Annotated in this window: 12 protein-coding genes; 6 read left to right on the top strand and 6 right to left on the bottom strand. The window is 60.0% G+C overall.

Translation table 11 applies throughout. The annotated features are described in order from the left end of the window. Positions 1 to 40: 40 nt before the first annotated feature. The 4 genes from nagE to AC07V9_RS10110 all read left to right on the top strand — a co-directional run bounded on the left by nagE (position 41) and on the right by AC07V9_RS10110 (position 5,591). A complete protein-coding gene (gene nagE / locus AC07V9_RS10125) occupies positions 41 to 1,726 on the top strand; it encodes an N-acetylglucosamine-specific PTS transporter subunit IIBC (RefSeq protein WP_495015580.1) in 1,686 nt (561 codons plus the stop codon). An 821-nt stretch (positions 1,727 to 2,547) separates the two neighbouring features. Next, positions 2,548 to 4,020, top strand: coding sequence for an anthranilate synthase component I family protein (locus tag AC07V9_RS10120; protein WP_495015579.1), 1,473 nt, complete (start codon positions 2,548 to 2,550; stop codon positions 4,018 to 4,020). Further along, the gene (locus AC07V9_RS10115) at positions 4,017 to 4,598 is read left to right on the top strand and encodes an anthranilate synthase component II (RefSeq protein WP_495015578.1); all 582 of its coding nucleotides are present in this window, start codon (positions 4,017 to 4,019) and stop codon (positions 4,596 to 4,598) included. Before AC07V9_RS10120 ends, AC07V9_RS10115 begins: the two co-directional genes overlap by 4 nt. 192 nt (positions 4,599 to 4,790) lie before the next feature. After that, positions 4,791 to 5,591, top strand: a complete 801-nt coding sequence (locus tag AC07V9_RS10110; RefSeq protein ID WP_495015577.1) for a helix-turn-helix transcriptional regulator — start codon at positions 4,791 to 4,793, stop codon at positions 5,589 to 5,591. Positions 5,592 to 5,886: 295 nt separating this feature from the next. On the opposite strand, the gene AC07V9_RS10105 is transcribed toward AC07V9_RS10110, so the two are convergent. Both AC07V9_RS10105 and purL read right to left on the bottom strand, forming a co-directional pair. Beyond that, positions 5,887 to 6,198 (bottom strand): NGG1p interacting factor NIF3, encoded by a 312-nt coding sequence (locus tag AC07V9_RS10105; protein ID WP_495015576.1) that lies wholly within the window; start codon positions 6,196 to 6,198, stop codon positions 5,887 to 5,889. 6 nt (positions 6,199 to 6,204) lie between these two features. After that, on the bottom strand, positions 6,205 to 10,104 hold the full coding sequence (gene purL, locus AC07V9_RS10100) for a phosphoribosylformylglycinamidine synthase (RefSeq protein ID WP_495015575.1): 3,900 nt from the start codon (positions 10,102 to 10,104) through the stop codon (positions 6,205 to 6,207). Between the two features lie 213 nt (positions 10,105 to 10,317). Between purL and mltF the strand changes: the two genes are divergently transcribed. Further along, positions 10,318 to 11,778 (top strand): membrane-bound lytic murein transglycosylase MltF, encoded by a 1,461-nt coding sequence (gene mltF, locus AC07V9_RS10095; RefSeq protein WP_495015574.1) that lies wholly within the window; start codon positions 10,318 to 10,320, stop codon positions 11,776 to 11,778. Between the two features lie 192 nt (positions 11,779 to 11,970). Here mltF and tadA read toward each other — a convergent pair whose 3' ends face one another. Both tadA and AC07V9_RS10085 read right to left on the bottom strand, forming a co-directional pair. Continuing rightward, the gene (tadA, locus tag AC07V9_RS10090) at positions 11,971 to 12,453 is read right to left on the bottom strand and encodes a tRNA adenosine(34) deaminase TadA (protein ID WP_495015573.1); all 483 of its coding nucleotides are present in this window, start codon (positions 12,451 to 12,453) and stop codon (positions 11,971 to 11,973) included. Next, positions 12,453 to 13,823, bottom strand: coding sequence for a multicopper oxidase family protein (locus tag AC07V9_RS10085; protein WP_495015572.1), 1,371 nt, complete (start codon positions 13,821 to 13,823; stop codon positions 12,453 to 12,455). The genes tadA and AC07V9_RS10085 overlap by 1 nt, the downstream gene beginning before the upstream one ends. A gap of 180 nt (positions 13,824 to 14,003) precedes the next feature. Here AC07V9_RS10085 and AC07V9_RS10080 point away from each other — a divergent pair, with 180 nt between their 5' ends. Then, on the top strand, positions 14,004 to 16,931 hold the full coding sequence (locus AC07V9_RS10080; RefSeq protein ID WP_495015571.1) for a membrane-targeted effector domain-containing toxin: 2,928 nt from the start codon (positions 14,004 to 14,006) through the stop codon (positions 16,929 to 16,931). 121 nt (positions 16,932 to 17,052) lie between these two features. Here AC07V9_RS10080 and guaA read toward each other — a convergent pair whose 3' ends face one another. Next, the gene (gene guaA, locus AC07V9_RS10075) at positions 17,053 to 18,630 is read right to left on the bottom strand and encodes a glutamine-hydrolyzing GMP synthase (protein ID WP_495015570.1); all 1,578 of its coding nucleotides are present in this window, start codon (positions 18,628 to 18,630) and stop codon (positions 17,053 to 17,055) included. A gap of 145 nt (positions 18,631 to 18,775) precedes the next feature. Next, the gene (gene guaB / locus AC07V9_RS10070) at positions 18,776 to 20,245 is read right to left on the bottom strand and encodes an IMP dehydrogenase (RefSeq protein ID WP_495015569.1); all 1,470 of its coding nucleotides are present in this window, start codon (positions 20,243 to 20,245) and stop codon (positions 18,776 to 18,778) included. Positions 20,246 to 20,299 lie beyond the last annotated feature (54 nt).

Genomic DNA, 20,299 nt, shown 5'->3' with positions numbered 1-20,299 from the left:
CGCCTGAATAACAAGAACGAAAACCTCAAGGAGAGACGCCGTGTACCAACACTTCATCGAAGGGTTACAGCGACTGGGCCGCGCGTTGATGCTGCCCATCGCGATTCTGCCGATCGCCGGGCTCCTGCTGCGTCTGGGTGATACCGACCTGCTGGATATCGCGATCATTCACTCGGCCGGCAACGCGATCTTCAGCAATCTGGCGCTGATCTTCGCCATCGGCATCGCCGTGGGTTTCGCCCGGGACAACAACGGCACGGCGGGTCTTGCCGGGGCGATCGGTTATCTGGTGATGACCTCGACGCTCAAGGTCCTCGACCCGCACATCGACATGGGCATGCTCGCCGGGATCATCGCGGGCCTGCTGGGCGGCGCGATGTACAACCGCTTCAAGGACATCGCCCTGCCCGAGTACCTGGCCTTTTTTGGTGGACGACGCTTCGTGCCGATTGTCACCGGCTTGACAGCGGTGGCGCTGGGCCTACTGTTCGGCCTGATCTGGCCGCCGGTTCAGCAAGGCATCAACGCCCTCGGCCAACTGATGCTGGAGAGTGGCAGTGTCGGTGCGTTCTTTTTCGGCGTGATGAACCGCATCCTGATCATCACCGGCCTGCATCACATCCTCAACAATCTGGTGTGGTTCGTCTTCGGCACCTTCACCGATCCGGAAACCGGGCGTGCGGTCACCGGTGATCTGGCGCGCTACTTCGCAGGCGACCCTCATGCGGGCCAGTTCATGACCGGGATGTTCCCGATGATGATTTTCGGCCTGCCCGCGGCGTGTCTGGCGATGTACCGCAACGCGCTGCCGGAGAACCGCAAGCTGATTGGCGGGATTCTGCTGTCGATGGCACTGACCTCGGCGCTGACCGGCGTAACCGAGCCCATCGAGTTCGCCTTCATGTTCCTCGCGCCGATGCTGTACGTGCTGCACGCGCTGCTGACCGGGCTGTCGATGGCTCTGGCGAACCTGCTCAATATTCACTTGGGCTTTACCTTTTCGGGCGGCGCGATCGACATGGCGCTGGGCTGGGGCAAGTCCACCAATGGCTGGCTGGTGTTCCCGCTGGGGCTGGCGTACGCGCTGGTTTACTACGTGGTGTTCGATCAATGCATCAGGCGCTTCAATCTCAAAACACCGGGTCGCGAACAGGTCGCCAGCAGCGCCTCTCACGTGGCGCAAAGCGACCGCGCGGGCGCGTACATCAAGGCCTTGGGCGGTGCTGACAACCTATTGGGCATCGATGCCTGTACCACGCGCCTGCGCCTGCAACTGGCGGATCGCAGCAAGGCTCAAGACAGTGAACTGAAGGCCTTGGGCGCGATGGCCGTGGTACGGCCAGGTAATGCCGGGAGCCTGCAGGTGGTGGTCGGGCCAATGGCCGATGGTCTGGCGGACGAACTGCGCAACGCCCTGCCCCACGCGGCCAAAGCACCGACTGCTGCAGAGCCGGTGATCGAGGCGCCTCATCAGACCGTCGACATCGCCCAAGCCTCGCAGTGGTTCAAGGCGCTGGGTGGCAAGGGTGTGACGGAGGTGGAATGCGTGGCCCTGACGCGTTTGCGGGTGCAGTTAAAGGAAGGGCAATCACTGGCGGCCCATCAGCTGGAAACGCTGGGCGCACAAGGGGTCAGAAATTTGGGGAATGGCGTGTGGCATGTCTTGGTGGGGGATAGTGCGCAGGGGTTGAGTGAGGTGTTGCGGGGGATGGTTAAAACCGGTTGAACCTCGCTCGCATCGGCACTTCACCTCTGTGGGAGCCGACTTGCTGGCGAATGCGGTGGGTCAGTCGACTTAGTTGTTGCTAACAAGCCGCATTCGCCAGCAAGCCGGCTCCCACAAGTTTTGCGGTATGCGAGAGACACGCAATCTGCTTCAGAAATCTTCCAGCTTCCACACTTTATAACTTTCCAACTGCTCATTCATGCCAGGCGCTCCGGTAGAGGGGACTGCAACTGCCAGACACATTAAATTCAGAACTTCCTGTTACATAGCTGTGGCATCCCACAGTTGCGCGCGAATTCAAATCTTGCTATGTCACGAGGCAATGCATCACAACAAAATTATTCATTATGTTTACAGGTAGCTCCTTTGATGATTGACGTCATTGCGGTTGACACGCTATAAGCGCGCTGATACTTTCAGCCACTGCGGTTTTCTACCGCAGGGATCAGCCAAGACTGGGAAGTCTAAAAATGTATTATCAGCTTTCTGCTATACGCTCATCGCACAACAGCTCTTCTCGGTGCTCTCGCGCCGTCCTGGCCATCTTCAAAAGCAATATCTGGCGTCGCTAACTCTCAAAAGAGAAGGTGTCGCTGCCTAATCGCTACTCTTGATCTTTTCCGAACCGGGCACCTCTGCCCGAAGTATTGTTGCGACTCGTCTGCACGCCGATTTAGGCTGCACTACGTTTGGCAGCAACAGCGTTCGACCGGAATTAAAGTCTTCAGTATCGAAGCAAACTAACGCACCTTCTTTCTTAATATTTATTTAACGTCCTCCATCACTTACTGCATCAACAAATATTAAAAATGGAATTATCTATGGACAGTAATATTCTTAGGGTAGATGTTATTCAACATGAAGAGCGTCAAACAAACGATGCACTTGGTGTTTATACGCATGCACTTGCGCAATTAGATCGTCATTCGGTATTCATCCTTGAGTCACTCTCAGGACCCAGCCGCGATCGACGGGCGACGATCATCGGCATGGAACCACTTTTTGAAGTGTGCATCGACGATGAAAGACATGCCCATTTGCGCGGCCGGCCTGAACTCTGCCAACACCTCTACAGCTGCCTGCGCCAACAGGGCATGAAGATCGGGCCCGAGCAGCAGATCGAATTACCCGACAGCGAATCCGCCTGGCACCTGCTCCGATACATCCAGAACCTGTTCCAGGCGGCTCCTGACAAGCCACAAAGCCTTGCGTACTTCGGCTATTTCTCATACGACAGCGTGCGATTGATCGAACGCCTGCCCGATCTGGCGGAACAGACTCACGACTACCCGCTCGTTGCTTTGTCGGTTTACCAAACATTGGTCTACTTCCACAGCAACGGCACTGTCGAAACCTTGATCAATAACCACGCCTTGTGGGGGACACGCGGCCTGAAAAACTACCCGTTCCTGCGAGCCCCAAATCCGGTGAGCCTGCAGGAACAGCCTCATTATCCGCAGGTCTTCGAAGAAACCCGCACGGTCACTCCGGAACAGTTCGCGCAGCGGGTAGAAGTGGCAATGGAGCATATACGAGCTGGAGACGTGTACCAGATCCAGCTCGGTCATGAGATCCATATTCGCTCCCGGATCACGCCGTTCGACGTTTACAAGAGCCTGCGCATGCGCAATCCGTCGCCCTACATGTATCTGGCGCACGTCGGCGGGATCGATCTGGTCGGTGCGAGCCCCGAACTGTTCGTCAGAATCAAGGACAACCTGATCGAAATGCGCCCGATCGCCGGGACTGTAGGCAAGAGGCCCGGTGTCGATTCCACCGAGCTGGTGTTGGAGCTGACACGTTCGGAGAAAGAACGCGCTGAGCATCTCATGCTCATTGACCTGTGTCGCAATGACATAGGCCGAGTCTGCCAGCCAGGATCTCTGGAGGTCGATGAATTCATGCTGGTAGAGGAGTATTCCCACCTTTACCACATGGTTTCGAATGTTCGCGGGTTGCTACGCCCAGATATGGACGCCTACGACGTGATCAAGGCGTCATTTCCAGCCGGGACGATGTCGGGTGCACCCAAGGTCAGAGCGATGGAGCTGATCGAAGCCATGGAAAGCAACCGAAGAGGTATCTATGCAGGTGCCCTAGGGCTGATCGGATTTGACGGCAGCGTCAACACGGCTCTGTGCATTCGTTCAACCGTGCATGATCAGGGCACCTACTACCTGCGCGCCTCAGCAGGCGTGGTAGCCGACTCCACGCCCGAAATGGAGTGGAAAGAAACGTTGTACAAGATGGGTTCCGTTTACCGCGCAGTGACCGGAAAGGAGATCGCACTGTGAAAGTATTTTTGATCGATGCCTACGACAGCTTTGTCTTCATCATCAGCCAATACCTTGAGCAACTCGGGTTGGAAACTCGTGTCGAGCGCCATGACCTGCCTGACCTCATTGCGCGGATCGAAGCTTTCGCGCCAGACTTTTGCGTATTGGGCCCTGGGCCTGGCCACCCGGCGGATGTCGGCTATATCGAACTCATCCGGCATTTCGAGCTCCGCCTGCCGCTGCTGGGTGTTTGCCTCGGCCATCAAGCCGTGGGGCTGGCGTTCGGGGCTCAAATCTGCCGCGCTCCTCACGTCATGCATGGCAAGGTGAGCCCGATAGAAAACGATGGCAAGGGGGTCTATGCCCACACCGCGGGTCGATCTTTCAACGCAACTCGCTATCACTCCCTCATGCTTACAGACTCAGGTTTGCCGGACTGTCTGGAGGTGACCTCCAGGTCAACCGACGATGGCTACATCATGGGCGTTCGGCATCGCACGCTGCCCATTGAGGGCGTTCAGTACCACCCCGAAAGTATCCTCACGGAAAACGGCCTGGACCTGTTCCGCAGCTTCATCAGGCATTACCTCAACTGACGTGCATGGCGACGGGATAGGCCTCAACCGGGATGTCTTCCCCTGCACCAGCGGATGCCCAAATGCCAAGGTTTGCGCATTGGCTAACACGGATGTACCAATCAGCGCTTCCCACAAGTGCGGGCACACCAGAACGGGTGCAGACAATGTAGGTGCCAGGTCAAATGCAGTATCAACAAGAGCGAACTGTTTATGGACAAATACACCGCGTCGGACACTGCGCATAAGCAAGCCGAGAATGCTGCAACAGTCGACACTTTCATGGGCCTTGCTAAAAACATCCACCGGTGCGACTGGGAACGCTTGCTGAAAAAAACATTGCGTGAATTAGGCTTCGCCAGCTTCCTGATCAGTCTCGGCCCAGCCAGACCAGACGATAAAGACCCTTTGAGCGGCGTCCTCACAACATTCCCCAAGCAGTGGTTGGAACATTACTGTCGCAATGGGCTGATAGAAATTGACCCGATCCTTAAACATTGCCGCCAGGAACTTGTTCCTTATTTCTGGTCTACAGAACACCGTCGGGCGCGCGGCCGGGCGCGCCGATTCTGGGAGCTGCGCGAACAATATGGACTACGAAACGGCCTGAGCATCCCATTGCGCTATGAACTGTTCAGAGGCACCCTTAGCGTGGCCTTTGACGACATTCAGGCTGCAGAGCAAACAGTTTTTTCCCATCCTGCAGTAAGCCAGCTGTTCATGCTCATACCCTACTTACTGGCCGGCATGGGTCATCACTTTCAAAACTCGATGCCGGAGCGACAAGGCCTGACACCCAGAGAAATGGAGTGCCTGTATTGGGCAACTGCTGGCAAGACGAGTTGGGAGATCAGCCACATCCTCACACGCTCTGAACGCACCATCGACTTCCACCTGCTCAATGCCCGGCGAAAACTCGGCTCGGTCAGTCGGCAACAGGCAGTTGGCACTGCCGCTGCTTACGGGCTGATTGCTCCCGTTGGCGGCAGGCCCTGTTACAGCCGCCAAAGGTGAAATTTTTTATTCGGAACCGGGTGACAGCTAGTGCTGTTAGAAGGTGATAAAACGAAGCGTGAGTAAAGAACGACGTGGTCGGTGAGCGTTCACAAGAGCGTTCTCTTGATGCTCGCGAAAACCACAGCAGCTGGATGTTGGGGGATAGTGCGCAGGTGGTGAGCGAGGTGTTGCGGGGGATGGTGGTTAGCGACACATTAAAACGCCTCTGTAGCAGCACGGCTTGCCGGCGGCAGCGAGTTCAAATCCGTCACCGCCGGCAAGCCGCACTGCTAGAGAAGGTTCGCGCAAGACATCAGAAATCCGCGAGCTTCCACACTTCATAAGCCGGGGTTTCGTAGGGGTGGCTGATTTTGAGGGCAGCCACCGCCTGCTGAATCAGCTCATCGGCGACCACAAGCTCGACCTTCCACTCTTCAACCTGCTCGATCTCACCGGTCTGCCCAATGAACGGCTGGCTGCCGTCCAACGGGCGAAACTGGCCTTGACCCAGCACCTGCCATGAGCAGCTGTCATAAGCACCGATTCGCCCCGCGCCGGCGGCGAACAACGCACGCTTGACCTGCTCCACATGGCTCGGTGGCACGAAGAAGGCGAGCTTGTACATCCTTTATCAGTTAACCCAGACGCGCGCGTTCCTGAACATACGCATCCACGCGCCATCTTCCGCCCATTCATCCGGACGCCACGAGTTGTTCACGGCGCGGAACACTCGTTCAGGGTGCGGCATCATGATGGTGACGCGACCGTCGCGGGTGGTCAGGCCGGTGATGCCGCGCGGCGAGCCGTTCGGGTTGGCCGGGTAGCTCTCGGTGACCTTGCCGTGGTTGTCGACGAAACGCATCGCCACGGTGCCGGACACGTCGGTTTCGAGCAGTGCATCAGACGATTTGAATTCCGCATGGCCTTCGCCGTGGGCGATGGCGATCGGCATGCGCGAACCGGCCATGCCTTGCAGGAAGATCGACGCCGATTTCTGGATCTCGACCATCGCCACGCGCGCTTCGAACTGCTCGGAGCGGTTACGAACGAAGTGCGGCCAGAACTCGCTGCCCGGAATCAGCTCGTGCAGGTTGGACATCATCTGGCAACCGTTGCACACGCCTAGGGCGAAGCTGTCGGAACGCTCGAAGAAGCCCTGGAACGCATCACGTGCTCGGGTGTTGAACAGCGCGGACTTGGCCCAGCCTTCACCGGCGCCGAGAACGTCGCCGTAGGAGAAACCACCACACGCCACCAGACCCTTGAACTCATTCAGGTCGACACGGCCGGCGAGGATGTCGCTCATGTGCACGTCAACCGAGGCGAAACCGGCGCGGTCGAAGGCAGCCGCCATTTCAACCTGACCGTTCACGCCCTGCTCACGCAGGACCGCCACTTGTGGGCGCACGCCTTTCTTGATGTACGGTGCTGCGATGTCCTCGTTGACGTCGTAGCCCAACTTGACGCTCAGGCCTGGGTTGTCTTCTTCCAGCAGGGCGTCGAACTCCTGATCGGCGCAGTCAGCGTTGTCGCGCAGACGCTGGATCTGGTAGCTGGTTTCACTCCACTGACGTTGCAGCAGACGGCGGTCGCCCTTGAACAGCTCTTCGCCCTTCAGGCTGACAGCCACTTCGCTGTTGTTGACCGGCTTGCCGATCACGGCCACGCAGTCTTCGCCCAGGCCAGCAGCGCTGAACTGTGCAAGTACCAGCGGCGTTGCGTCCTGACGCACCTGAATCACCGCACCCAGCTCTTCGTTGAAGAGGATGGCCGCGACTTTTTCACGCTTGCCGGTCAGGGTGTCGAGTTCCAGGTTCAGACCGCAATGACCGGCGAAGGCCATTTCCAGCACGGTGGTCATCAGGCCGCCGTCGGAACGGTCGTGGTAGGCCAGCAGGTGGCCGTCGGCGTTGAGGCCCTGAATCACGGCGAAGAACGCCTTCAGGTCTTCAGCGTCGTCGACGTCCGGTGCGGCCTTGCCCAGCTTGCCGTGGGTCTGCGCGAGAATCGACGCACCCATGCGGTTTTGGCCACGGCCCAGGTCGATCAGGATCAGGTCCGTCTCGCCCTTGTCCATGCGCAGTTGCGGGGTGAGAGTCTTGCGAATGTCGGCGACCGGAGCGAAACCGGTGACGATCAGCGACAGCGGCGAAGTGACGGTTTTCTCCGCGCCTCCATCGCTCCAGCGGGTTTTCATGGACATGGAGTCCTTGCCCACCGGAATGGTGATGCCCAGCTCAGGGCACAGCTCCATGCCGACCGCCTTCACGGTGTCGTACAGACGCGCGTCTTCACCCGGGTGACCGGCTGCGGACATCCAGTTGGCCGACAATTTGATGTCGGAAATCTTCGCGATGCTCGAGGCCGCGAGGTTGGTCAGGGTCTCGCCGATCGCCATGCGGCCGGACGCCGGGGCATCCAGCAGTGCCAGCGGAGTGCGCTCGCCCATAGCCATCGCTTCACCGGTGTACACGTCGAAGCTGGTTGCGGTGACCGCGACGTCAGCGACCGGCACCTGCCACGGGCCGACCATCTGATCACGATTGACCAGGCCGGTAATGCTGCGGTCGCCGATGGTGATCAGGAAGCTCTTGCTGGCCACAGCCGGGTGATGCAGTACGCGCTGAACGCTCTCTTCAAGGTCCAGAGTGCTCGGGTCGAAATCGTCGCCCAGTTCGGATTCGCGGCTGGCCGAGCGGTGCATGCGCGGCGCCTTGCCCAGCAGCACTTCAAGCGGCATGTCCACCGGGCTGTTGCCGAAGTGGCTGTCGGTGACGGTCAGTTGTGGCTCTTCGGTGGCTTCACCGACAACGGCGAACGGGCAACGCTCGCGTTCACAGATGGCCTTAAAGCGTTCGAAATCCGGGGCGCTGACCGCCAGGACGTAACGTTCCTGGGACTCGTTGCTCCAGATTTCCAGCGGTGCCATGCCTGGCTCGTCGTTCGGCACGTTGCGCAGTTCGAAGCGACCGCCACGGCCGCCATCGTTGACCAGCTCAGGGAAGGCGTTGGACAGGCCGCCTGCGCCGACGTCGTGGATGAAAGCGATCGGGTTCTGGTCGCCCAGCTGCCAGCAACGGTCGATGACTTCCTGGCAGCGACGCTCCATTTCAGGGTTTTCACGCTGAACCGAGGCGAAGTCCAGGTCCGCCGAGCTGGTGCCGGTGGCCATGGAGGAAGCGGCGCCGCCACCCAGACCGATCAGCATGGCCGGGCCGCCGAGCACGATCAGCTTGGCGCCGATGGTGATCTCGCCCTTCTGCACGTGTTCTTCACGGATGTTGCCCATGCCACCGGCCAGCATGATCGGCTTGTGGTAGCCACGAACTTCTTCGCCGTGCGGGGTATTGATGGACTGCTCAAAGGTACGGAAGTAGCCGGTCAGGGCCGGACGACCGAATTCGTTGTTGAACGCGGCGCCGCCCAGCGGGCCTTCGATCATGATGTCCAGCGGGGTGACGATACGCTCAGGCTTGCCGTAAGGCTTCTCCCAAGGTTGCTCGAAACCCGGAATGTTCAGGTTGGAAACGGTGAAACCGGTGAGGCCCGCCTTTGGCTTGGCGCCACGGCCGGTTGCGCCTTCGTCGCGGATCTCGCCACCGGAACCGGTGGACGCGCCAGGGAACGGCGCAATCGCGGTCGGGTGGTTGTGAGTTTCAACCTTCATCAGGATGTGCACCGGCTCCTGCACCGCGCCGTACTGGCGAGTCTCAGGGTTCGGGAAGAAGCGGCCGGCCGTGTGGCCGACGATCACCGAAGCGTTGTCCTTATAAGCAGACAGCACGCCTTCGTTGTGCATCTGATAGGTGTTCTTGATCATGCCGAACAGGCTTTTTTCCTGGCTCTGGCCGTCGATGTCCCAACTGGCGTTGAAGATCTTGTGACGGCAGTGCTCGGAGTTCGCCTGGGCGAACATCATCAGTTCGATGTCGTGCGGATTACGCTTGAGGCCAATGAAAGCATTGACCAGATAATCGATTTCGTCTTCGGCCAGCGCCAGGCCCAGCTCGACGTTGGCTTTTTCCAGCGCGGCGCGACCGCCACCCAGCACGTCCACTGCGGTCAGCGGCTTTGGCTCGGCGTGACTGAACAGCCCGGCAGCTTCTTCCTGAGCGGCCAGTACCACCTGGGTCATGCGGTCGTGCAGGCTGTCTGCGACCAGCTGCGCGTCGGCGTCGCTGAACTGGCCTTCTACATAAAAGGCAATGCCGCGCTCGATGCGCTGGATCTTGGTCAGGCTGCAGTTGCGCGCGATGTCGGTGGCCTTGCTCGACCACGGGGAGATGGTGCCGAAGCGTGGCAGCACCAGGAACAGACGACCACGAGGCTCCTGAACCGGCACGCTCGGGCCGTACTTCAGCAGACGGGCCAGCACTTGCTGCTCCGCCTCGGTCAGAACGCCGGTAACCTCAGCGAAGTGAGCGAATTCAGCGTACAGGCCACTGACAGCGGGAACCTTATCGTTCAGCTGCTCAAGTAATTTCTTGTGGCGGAAGGCGGAAAGGGCGGGAGCACCACGCAGGATCAACATCGTCGGGACAGCCTCGGGGAAGGGGTGTGCTTTGAGGCCGTGCATTCTAGCCTAAACACGCCCTTTCGGCACCCGAAACGAAAGCCTCGACACACCCGAATGTCGGTGCGAGACGGTTTCCTACACAAATCAGTTAAAAAACTGTGTGCTCTATCAGACGCGACTCTCTCTGTCGAGATATGGCGGTCAGCGCGCTTTGCGTATACTGCACCGATGTTTTCCCCATCGGATTTCCGCCCACGCTGCGCCAAGTGGCTCATCGCAACCGGAATCTTCCTGCTGCTCGGCGCCTGTGTTGAGAAACCCAACACACTGGAACGGGTCAAGGAGGATGGCGTCCTGCGCGTTGTCACTCGCAACAGCCCGGCCACCTACTTCCAGGACCGCAACGGTGAAACCGGTTTCGAGTACGAACTGGTCAAGCGTTTTGCCGACGATCTGGGCGTAGAACTGAAAATCGAAACCGCCGACAACCTCGACGACCTGTTCGACCAGATGAACAAACCGGGCGGCCCGGTGCTGGCGGCAGCCGGTCTGGTCAGCACCGAGAACCGCGCCAAACAGGTGCGCTTCTCCCATTCGTACCTGGAAGTCACCCCGCAGGTCATCTACCGCAACGGCCAGAACCGCCCGACCGACCCCGGCGATCTGGTGGGCAAAAAGATCCTCGTGCTCAAGGGCAGCAGCCATGCCGAACAATTGGCGGCGCTGAAAGTGAAGTACCCCGGCATCAACTATGAAGAGTCCGATCAGGTCGAGGTCGTCGACCTGTTGCGCATGGTGGACGAAGGCCAGATCGACCTGACCCTTGTGGATTCCAACGAGCTGGCGATGAACCAGGTGTACTTCCCCAACGTACGCGTGGCGTTCGACCTGGGTGATGGCCGCGATCAGCGCTGGGCCGTGGCGCCCGGCGATGACAACAGCCTGCTCAACGAGATCAACAGCTTCCTCGACAAGATGCAGAAGAACGGCATGCTGCAGCGGCTCAAGGACCGCTATTACGGGCATGTGGACGTTCTTGGCTACGTCGGCGCCTACACCTTCGCCCAGCATCTGCAGGAACGTCTGCCCAAGTACGAGAAACATTTCCAGGCTGCAGCCAAGGAAGAACAGGTTGACTGGCGTCTGCTGGCAGCCATTGGCTATCAGGAATCGCTCTGGCAACCGGCCGTCACTTCCAAGACCGGCGTGCGTGGCCTGATGATGCTGACTCAGAGTACGGCGCAGGCAATGGGTGTTTCCAACCGTCTGGATGCCAAGCAAAGCATTCAGGGTGGCGCCAAGTATTTTGCCTACGTGAAAGAACAGCTCGACGACACGATTCAGGAGCCGGATCGCACCTGGCTTGCGCTGGCGTCCTACAACATCGGCACCGGGCATCTCGACGATGCACGCAAGCTGGCGGAAAACGAAGGGCTGAACCCGAACAAGTGGCTGGACGTGAAGAAGATGCTGCCGCGCCTGTCGCAGAAAAAGTGGTACAGCAAGACGCGATACGGCTATGCCCGAGGGGGCGAACCGGTGAGTTTTGTCGCGAACATTCGTCGGTATTACGACATTCTGACGTGGGTGACGCAGCCGCAGCTGGAAGGCAGTCAGGTGGCCGAAGGGGCGTTGCATGTGCCGGGTGTGGACAAGACCAAGCCGCCGGAAGAAAAGGCCCCGCTTTAAAGAGCCTCACACGGTCTGCGAATCCGACGCCGCCCCTGTGGAAGCAGTCGGAGGTTACGACGGCCGCGAGCGCGGTGGGTCAATTAACGTGATGCCGGCTGATACACCGTATTCGCTGCCGTCGTAACCTCCGGCGTCTCCCACGAGGATCGCGGTGTATCGAAAAATGGGCGCAGGGCCTTTGAAATTTCTTTACCCCTTCGCCCTTCTCATCCTGAAAAACTCACTCAGCATCGTCCCACACTCCTCCGCCAGCACGCCGCCCTCGAACAGCACCCGATGGTTGAGAAATGGCTGGGTGAAAAACTGCCCCTGACTCTGCACCACCCCTGCTTTGGGCTCGGTCGCCCCATACACTACACGAGCGACACGCGAATGCACGATCAAACCCGCGCACATGCTGCATGGCTCCAGCGTGACGTACAGCGTGCTGCCCGGCAGGCGGTAGTTGCTCACGGCCTGGGCGGCGGCGCGGATGGCGACCATTTCGGCGTGGGCGCTGGGGTCGCTGCCGCTGATCGGGCAGTTGAAGCCTCGGCCGATGATCACGCCGTCGTGCACCAGTACCGCGCCCACCGGCACCTCGCCCAGCATCGCCCCTTCAGCGGCCAGCGCCAGGGCGTCACGCATGAAATGCTGATCGCGGCTGCGATCAATGATTTGCGGCTGCCGCATTACGAAACCTCGATAGCTGCCATAAGACCGGTTTCCATGTGATCGATCACATGGCAGTGGAACATCCACACGCCGGGATTATCCGCTACCAGTGCCACCCGTGCGCGCTCGTTTCGTCCTAACAGATAGGTGTCGGTGAAATACGGAATCACGTCCTTGCGATTGGACGCAATCACCTTGAAGCTCATGCCGTGCAAATGAATGGGATGCTGATACTGGGTCATGTTCTTCAGTTCGAAAATGTAGCTTTTGCCTTTCTCAAGCCTGGCGATCGGTCGGTCAGCACAGGTTTTGTCCGTGATGTCCCAGGCCTGACCGTTGATCTGCCACAGGGTTGGCGGCTTGCCCTCGGCGCTGACCGACATCGAGCCCACCCATTCGAAGTTGAAATTGAGTTTCTCGGCGTTGGCCAGATCCGGCTCCGCCACGGGGTTGGCCGGCAGCTCAGGCGGCCAACCACCCGGGGCGTCGTTGTTGGCCACTGAGCGAAACGTGCCCAGACGCACCGGCCCGTTTCGCAGCGACAGCTCTTGGCCGGCGGCAGGCGCCTTGATCGCCAGACAAATGCGCATGCCCGGTCCCAGCCAATAATCCTTGCCCAGCGGGCGAGGTTTGACCGGATTGCCGTCCAGCGCGTAGATCATCGCTTCGGCATCTGGCAGGTTGAGGCGATAGGTCACGGTGTTGTCCAGATTGAGGATACGCACCCGAGTGATCTGCCCGGCAGGCAGTTCGACCACCCCCTGAGGCACCCCGTTGATCGTCGACAGCCGCCCCGCCGTGCCTTCCCGCGCGGCCTCACGAGTGACGCTGAATTGGGTGAACGCGCCCTGCTCATCCACGTGCCAGCTCTTCAGGCTGACCGTGCGCTCATGCAGAAAACCGGTCGGCTCGCGCTCCTCGATAATCAGCGGTCCGATCAACCCGCGCCCCAGCTCTTCGCTGCTGCTGACATGGGGGTGGTACCAGTAGCTGCCGGCATCCGGCACACGAAACCTGTAATCGAAATATTCGCCGGGCTTGACCGGCAGCTGCGAGACGTAAGGCACGCCGTCCATTTCCAGCGGCAATCGAATGCCGTGCCAGTGAATGGTGGTCTCAACGGGCAAATGGTTGATGAAGCGCACCCGCAGCCAGTCGCCCTGTTTGACCCGTAACTCGGTCCCCGGCGCGGAATGACCGAATGCCCAGGCGGGCGTCTTGAAACCGGGCACCAGCTCGACATCCAGCGGCGCTGCGATCAGCTCGTAATCGTGCCCCTCCCCCGGGCCGGTACGCCCCAGCCAATAACGCGACGCGCCGCCAGCGCCCAGCCCGACGACCGCGAGACCGGCCAGACCTCCGAGAATTTGTCGACGCGTGAAGGACATCAGCTGAACCTCAAAAATCAGGGAGAAAACAACGTCGCGGACGCGAGCATTTGTGAGGGGCGAATACGATACACATGCATTTACAGGAAGATAAGCGAGCAATGGCTGCGGTACATATTTAGTACCAATTAAACGAGGTGAATCGGGAAGCTCAAGGCTTATTCATCGAGGACGACAACCATGCCTCCCGTCACCCGCGACACTTCTGCCATCGATGCAGACAGACAAACGCTCAACACCATCGGCCAGAAAGTGGTCGACAACTGTCCCGACATGCGCGAAATGGCGCGCAGCGCCGCGGCCGACATTCTGCGTCAACACGGCCTTGATCATCTGGAATCGGACACCGTCTACTGGCACCGCTTCAACCGCACCGAAAGCAGCTCGCTGACCTTCAATGGCTGGGAACATCTGGAAACCCCCATCGAATCCCTGACCTTGCCGCAGTTGGTCATGCGTCGCTTCAGCACAAGCGATCAGGACGCCCCCGACGATCTGCAAGCCATGAGTGGCTTTTACACCGATGGGCCCGAGGAGCAGGCCTACGATGAAGCCAACGAGGTGCGCTTGCTGCCGCAGGACGTCATGGAGGCGTTTTGGACCCTGGACTTCAAAACCCGCTTCAACCGCCAGCTCGCGAACTTCTGGCAGCACTGCGCGGATGATTTCAGAACCCTGGCCAAAGCCAATTTCATCGCCAAGGCCCTGGAAGATCATCACAGCGGCCACCTCGACAGCGAGCAGCTGACCTCGCTGATGTCGGCATCGGGCATCGATCAGAACCAACCTGTCACGCTCCCTTCGTTGCAGTCGGAAAGCACATCCAGCGCAAACATCAGAATTGCCACACTGGACATTGCCGGTTACGAAGCCACCGACATTCTGCGATTCGTCGAACCGGGCGGTCGTCAGTTCCTCTATATACCCGGCGAGGTCGACGCCTTTGAGGTCTTCGAAACGCCCGAGGACCTGCAATGGTGGCTGATGACCCACACCGATCAGGCCAGCAACCGCGCGCAATTCATGTCGCACTTCCCGCTCTCCACTCATGCCGAGCAGGACCATGCCAGCGGGCTCAATCACGCGCTGGACATGATGTTCAGCAACTGGGGGCCCGGCACGCTCAAGGTGATCAATCGCAACGACAGGACCCTGGTTGGCGATCCGTTCACCCACTTGCGCGACTCCACTCGAACCCGCATGCAGGCGGACGCCGACTACGCGCTTCGCTCCAACGGCGAACTGCGTGAGCAGATGTGGATGGGGTGTCTGAAAGCCTTCGGCCAGACGTTCGGAGCATTGGCGGCGCTGGACTGGCCCATCGCATTGGCGGCCGTGGGCGCGGGGCTGGCCGATGTCGGTCTGAGTGTCGATCAGGCGATCCATGGGCACACCACCGCCGAACGCAAAAACGGTGTCATCGGCGCCATTCTCGGCAGCATCGACGTGCTCTTGAACAGCGTCTTTTTAGTGCAGGCAGCCCTCCCTGAGGTGGGCGAAATAGCCCCCGAGAACACAACCGGCCCAGCCGCCGAAGCGATACCCGAACCGGCCGCTCCGCCCGCGCTGGAAATGGTCGTGAAGACTCCAGCCATTACCACCGTAGAGGCCGCGCCCGAGGGAGCGCTGCGGCCGTTCAGGACCAACGAACTGCTCGACACCATGACCCCGCCTGCCAGCGACGGACGAATGCAGGGCGTCTACGTGAAAGAGCCTGCCGCGACTTACGTGTCCATCGATGATGATGTGTATCGGGTGCGCTTCATGAACGAGCTGAACGCCTGGACGGTCGTCGACCCCGAAAATCCGTTCTCGTTTCACGGCAACGTGCCACTACGGCTCGGCGCTGACGGCAAATGGCAGGCCATCCAGGGTCGCGGCTTGCTGGGCGGCGGCAAAGCGTTCAGCTCGTTGTCAGGCCGAGTGTCGATTGCGACCGCCCCTGCGCTGCCCAGTCCTTACGACATGCCGGTAAACCTGCGCCAGGCCATGCGCTCGTGTGTCGAGAGCCCCAGCAACAAACCCTTCAGCGGCGAATATGCCTCGCTGGGCGCCCCCGATGCGATGGACCAGTTCTTTGACATCCGGCAACGCCTGGCGGACGATGCCGACGCCTTCTACACCCACCTGGAGCTTCCCGAACGCCCACCCGCCCCTGACATCCCTCGCGACGCGCTACCTAAAGCGGCGATCAGACGACTCTACGAACGCCACCAGGGTCTGGTGATCGGGGAAAGCCACAGCAGCGTGGCGAGCAAGCAATTTCTGATCGACAACATGGCTCAGCTCGCCAAACAGAAAGTGCGCACGCTGTATCTGGAACACGTGCTGACCGACCTGCATCAGGTCGACCTGGACACGCTTGCCCGAACCGGTCGCATGCCGCAAACCCTGCAGGCGTATCTGCTCAATCTGGACTGGGGCCATTTCACCGACTCGACCGGCACCTACACGTTCAATAATCTGGTGCTCACGGCCCAGAAATACGGGGTGCGTGTTCGCGCTATCGACTGCATGGCCAGTTATCGCACTGCAGGCCTGCCCGATCCGGCGGGCAACGTGCGACTCAAACTCATGAATTATTTCGCCCATACGGTCATCGCCGCCGACGAACCTGCCCGAGTCGGCGGCAAATGGGTCGCCCTGGTGGGCAATGCCCACGCCAATGCGTTCAGGGGCGTGCCGGGCGTTGCAGAAATCGAAGGCGTGGTGGGCTTGCGCGTTCGCGACGTCCCGGCCGGTGGCGTGACCGGTTTCGATCCCGACCCTGGCGAAGACGTCCTGACCTCCATTGGCCGCCCCGCGGGACGCGTCAAAAGTGACCTGCGGTTGCAAATGGTGACCACCGGCGTCAAGACTCACTTTCTGCGCACCCCCACCTCATTGGGCTACCGCCTGCGAACCCCCGGCAACTTTGCCATCCAGCGCGCCGATGACTCACCGCAACTGATCTACAAAAATCACGAAGGAACGCTGACTTACGTGCCGATCACCGTCAGCGACGAACAGCTGTCCATCCAGAGCCCCGACTGGCCAGCGGTCAGTGGAAGGCGCTACGCCAGCTTCGAGGAACTCGCGTTCGCGCTGAAACTGACAGGACTGACGTAACTGAAGCTTAAGGGGCGGAACCGATCGCCTGAAACGACGAAGCCGGATGCGTCTCGGGGACGGCATCCGGCTTCGGGGAGTGAATCACTGAGGCCCTGAAAGGCTCAGCGGGGCTCGGTCATCATTCCCACTCAATCGTCGCAGGCGGCTTGCTCGATACGTCGTAGGTGACGCGGGAGATGCCTTCGATTTCGTTGATGATGCGGCCGCTCACAGTTTCCAGCAGCTCGTAAGGCAGGTGCGCCCAACGTGCGGTCATGAAGTCGATGGTTTCGACGGCGCGCAGGGCGACGACCCAGGCGTAACGACGGCCGTCGCCGACCACGCCTACCGATTTCACAGGCTGGAACACCACGAAAGCCTGGCTGACTTTGTGGTACCAGTCGGCCTTGCGCAGTTCTTCGATGAAGATGTGGTCGGCGCGACGCAGCAGGTCGGCGTATTCCTTCTTCACCTCACCGAGGATGCGCACACCCAGGCCCGGCCCCGGGAACGGGTGACGGTAAACCATGTCGTACGGCAGGCCCAATTCCAGGCCCAGACGACGGACCTCGTCCTTGAACAGTTCGCGCAGCGGCTCGACCAGTTTCAGGTTCATTTCTTCCGGCAGGCCGCCCACGTTGTGGTGCGACTTGATCACGTGGGCCTTGCCGCTCTTGGCGCCAGCGGACTCGATCACGTCAGGGTAGATGGTGCCCTGTGCCAGGTACTTGATGTTATGCAGTTTGCTCGACTCGGCATCGAATACGTCGATGAAGGTGCGGCCGATGATCTTGCGCTTTTTCTCCGGGTCGGCTTCACCGGCCAGGTTGTTGAGGAACTGGTCCTCAGCGTTGGCGCGGATCACCTTGACGCCCATGTTCTCGGCGAACATGGCCATCACTTGCTCGCCTTCGTGCAGGCGCAGCAGGCCGTTGTCGACGAACACGCAGGTCAGCTGGTCACCGATGGCCTTGTGCAGCAGGGCTGCGACCACGGAGGAGTCGACACCGCCGGACAGACCCAGCAGCACGTTGTCGGTACCGACCTGAGCGCGAACCTGAGCAATGGCGTCTTCAGCGATCTTCGACGGGGTCCACAGGGCTTCACAGCCACAGATGTCGAGGATGAAGCGCGACAGGATGCGACCGCCCTGCTTGGTATGGGTCACTTCCGGGTGGAACTGCACGCCGTAATAGCCGCGAGCGTCGTCGGCCATGCCGGCGATCGGGCAGCTCGGGGTGCTGGCCAGGATGTGGAATTCGGACGGCAGCTTGGTGACCTTGTCACCGTGGCTCATCCACACGTCCAGACCGAGCACGCCGTCGGCGTCGACATGGTCTTCGATGCCGTCAAGCAGGCGGCTCTTGCCGACCACGTCGACGCGCGCGTAACCGAATTCACGCAGCTCGGAACCTTCAACCTTGCCGCCCAGTTGTTCGGCCATGGTCTGCATGCCGTAGCAGATACCGAAGACCGGAACGCCCAGATCAAACACCGCCTGAGGGCAGCGCGGGCTGTCCGCGACGTGTACGGACTCGGGGCCGCCGGCGAGGATGACGCCTTTTGGCGCGAATTCGCGAATCGCTTCGTCGTCCATGTCGAAAGGGTGCAGCTCGCAGTACACACCGATTTCACGCACGCGACGGGCGATCAGTTGGGTGTATTGGGAACCGAAGTCCAGAATCAGGATGCGGTGGGCGTGAATGTCGAGGGCCATTGGAAGACTCTTTTGGAGCAGCTCCAAGCTTTGAGCTTCAAGCTGCAAGATGTTGGAAGGCTACAAGTGAGTAGTGCCAGTCCAATTGAGGCGCTGGCACTACGATCAGCTTGCAGCTTGTAGCTTATAACTTGCCGCCGGGAGGCTAGCCGACCCGATAGTTCGGCGCTTCCTTGGTGATCTGCACGTCGTGGACGTGGGATTCCGCCATGCCAGCACCGGTGATGCGGACGAATTCAGGCTTGGTACGCATTTCCTGAATGTCGGCGCTGCCGGTGTAACCCATGGAAGAACGCAGACCGCCCATCAGCTGATGGATGATGGCCGACAGCGAGCCTTTATAGGCCACGCGACCTTCGATACCTTCCGGCACCAGCTTCTCGGCACCTGCGGACGAATCCTGGAAGTAACGGTCCGAAGAGCCTTGCGCCTGGGACATCGCACCCAGCGAACCCATGCCGCGGTAGGCTTTGTACGAACGGCCCTGGAACAGCTCGATTTCGCCCGGAGCCTCTTCGGTACCGGCGAACATCGAACCCATCATCACGCTGTAGGCGCCGGCCACGATGGCCTTGGACAGGTCACCGGAGAAACGGATGCCGCCGTCGGCGATCAGTGGAACGTCGGTGCCTTCCAGCGCAGCGGCCACGTTGGCAACAGCGCTGATTTGCGGAACGCCAACACCGGCGACGATACGGGTGGTGCAGATCGAGCCCGGACCGATACCGACCTTGACGCCGTCAGCGCCGGCTTCGACCAATGCGCGAGCGGCCGCACCCGTAGCAATGTTGCCGCCGATGACCTGAACGTCAGGGAAGTTCTGCTTGACCCAGCGAACGCGGTCGATCACGCCTTTGGAGTGGCCGTGGGCGGTGTCGACCACGATGACGTCAACGCCGGCAGTGACCAGAGCGGTTACGCGCTCACCGGTGTCTTTACCAGTGCCGACTGCAGCGCCGACGCGCAGACGACCTTGATCGTCCTTGCTCGCCAGTGGGTAAGCCTTGGCTTTTTCGATGTCCTTGACGGTCATCATGCCCTTGAGCGCGAACTTGTCGTCGACGATCAGGACTTTTTCCAGGCGGTGCTTGTGCAGCAGCTCGCGGACTTCGTTCTTGTTCGCGCCTTCGCGGACGGTGACCAGACGCTCTTTGGGCGTCATCACTTCGCGGACAGGCACGTCCAGACGGTTTTCGAAGCGTACGTCGCGGGAGGTCACGATGCCGACGAGTTCGCCGTCATGCAGGACCGGTACGCCGGAGATGTTGTGCTGACGGGTCAGTTCGAACAGGTCACGAACCGTTGCATCCGCCTCGATGGTGATCGGATCCTTCACCACACCCGCTTCGAACTTCTTGACCTTGCGCACTTCGGCAGCCTGCTGCTCGACGGTCATGTTCTTGTGGATGATGCCGATGCCGCCTTCCTGAGCCATGGCGATTGCCAGACGGGCTTCAGTGACGGTGTCCATAGCGGCGGAAACGAGGGGGATGTTGAGTTCGATGCCACGGGTCAATCGGGTTTTCAGACTGACTTCGTTGGGAAGCACCTCGGAATAACCGGGCACAAGGAGAATGTCGTCGAATGTAAGGGCTTCTTGGCTGATACGCAGCATCGCTGGGCTCCCGAGCGGGAAAATGGAAGCGCGCCATTATACCCAGACACCTGC

The sequence above is a fragment of the Pseudomonas sp. GW821-FHT02A11 genome (genome assembly GCF_059421985.1).
This window is presented reverse-complemented; position numbering and strand designations above follow the sequence as displayed.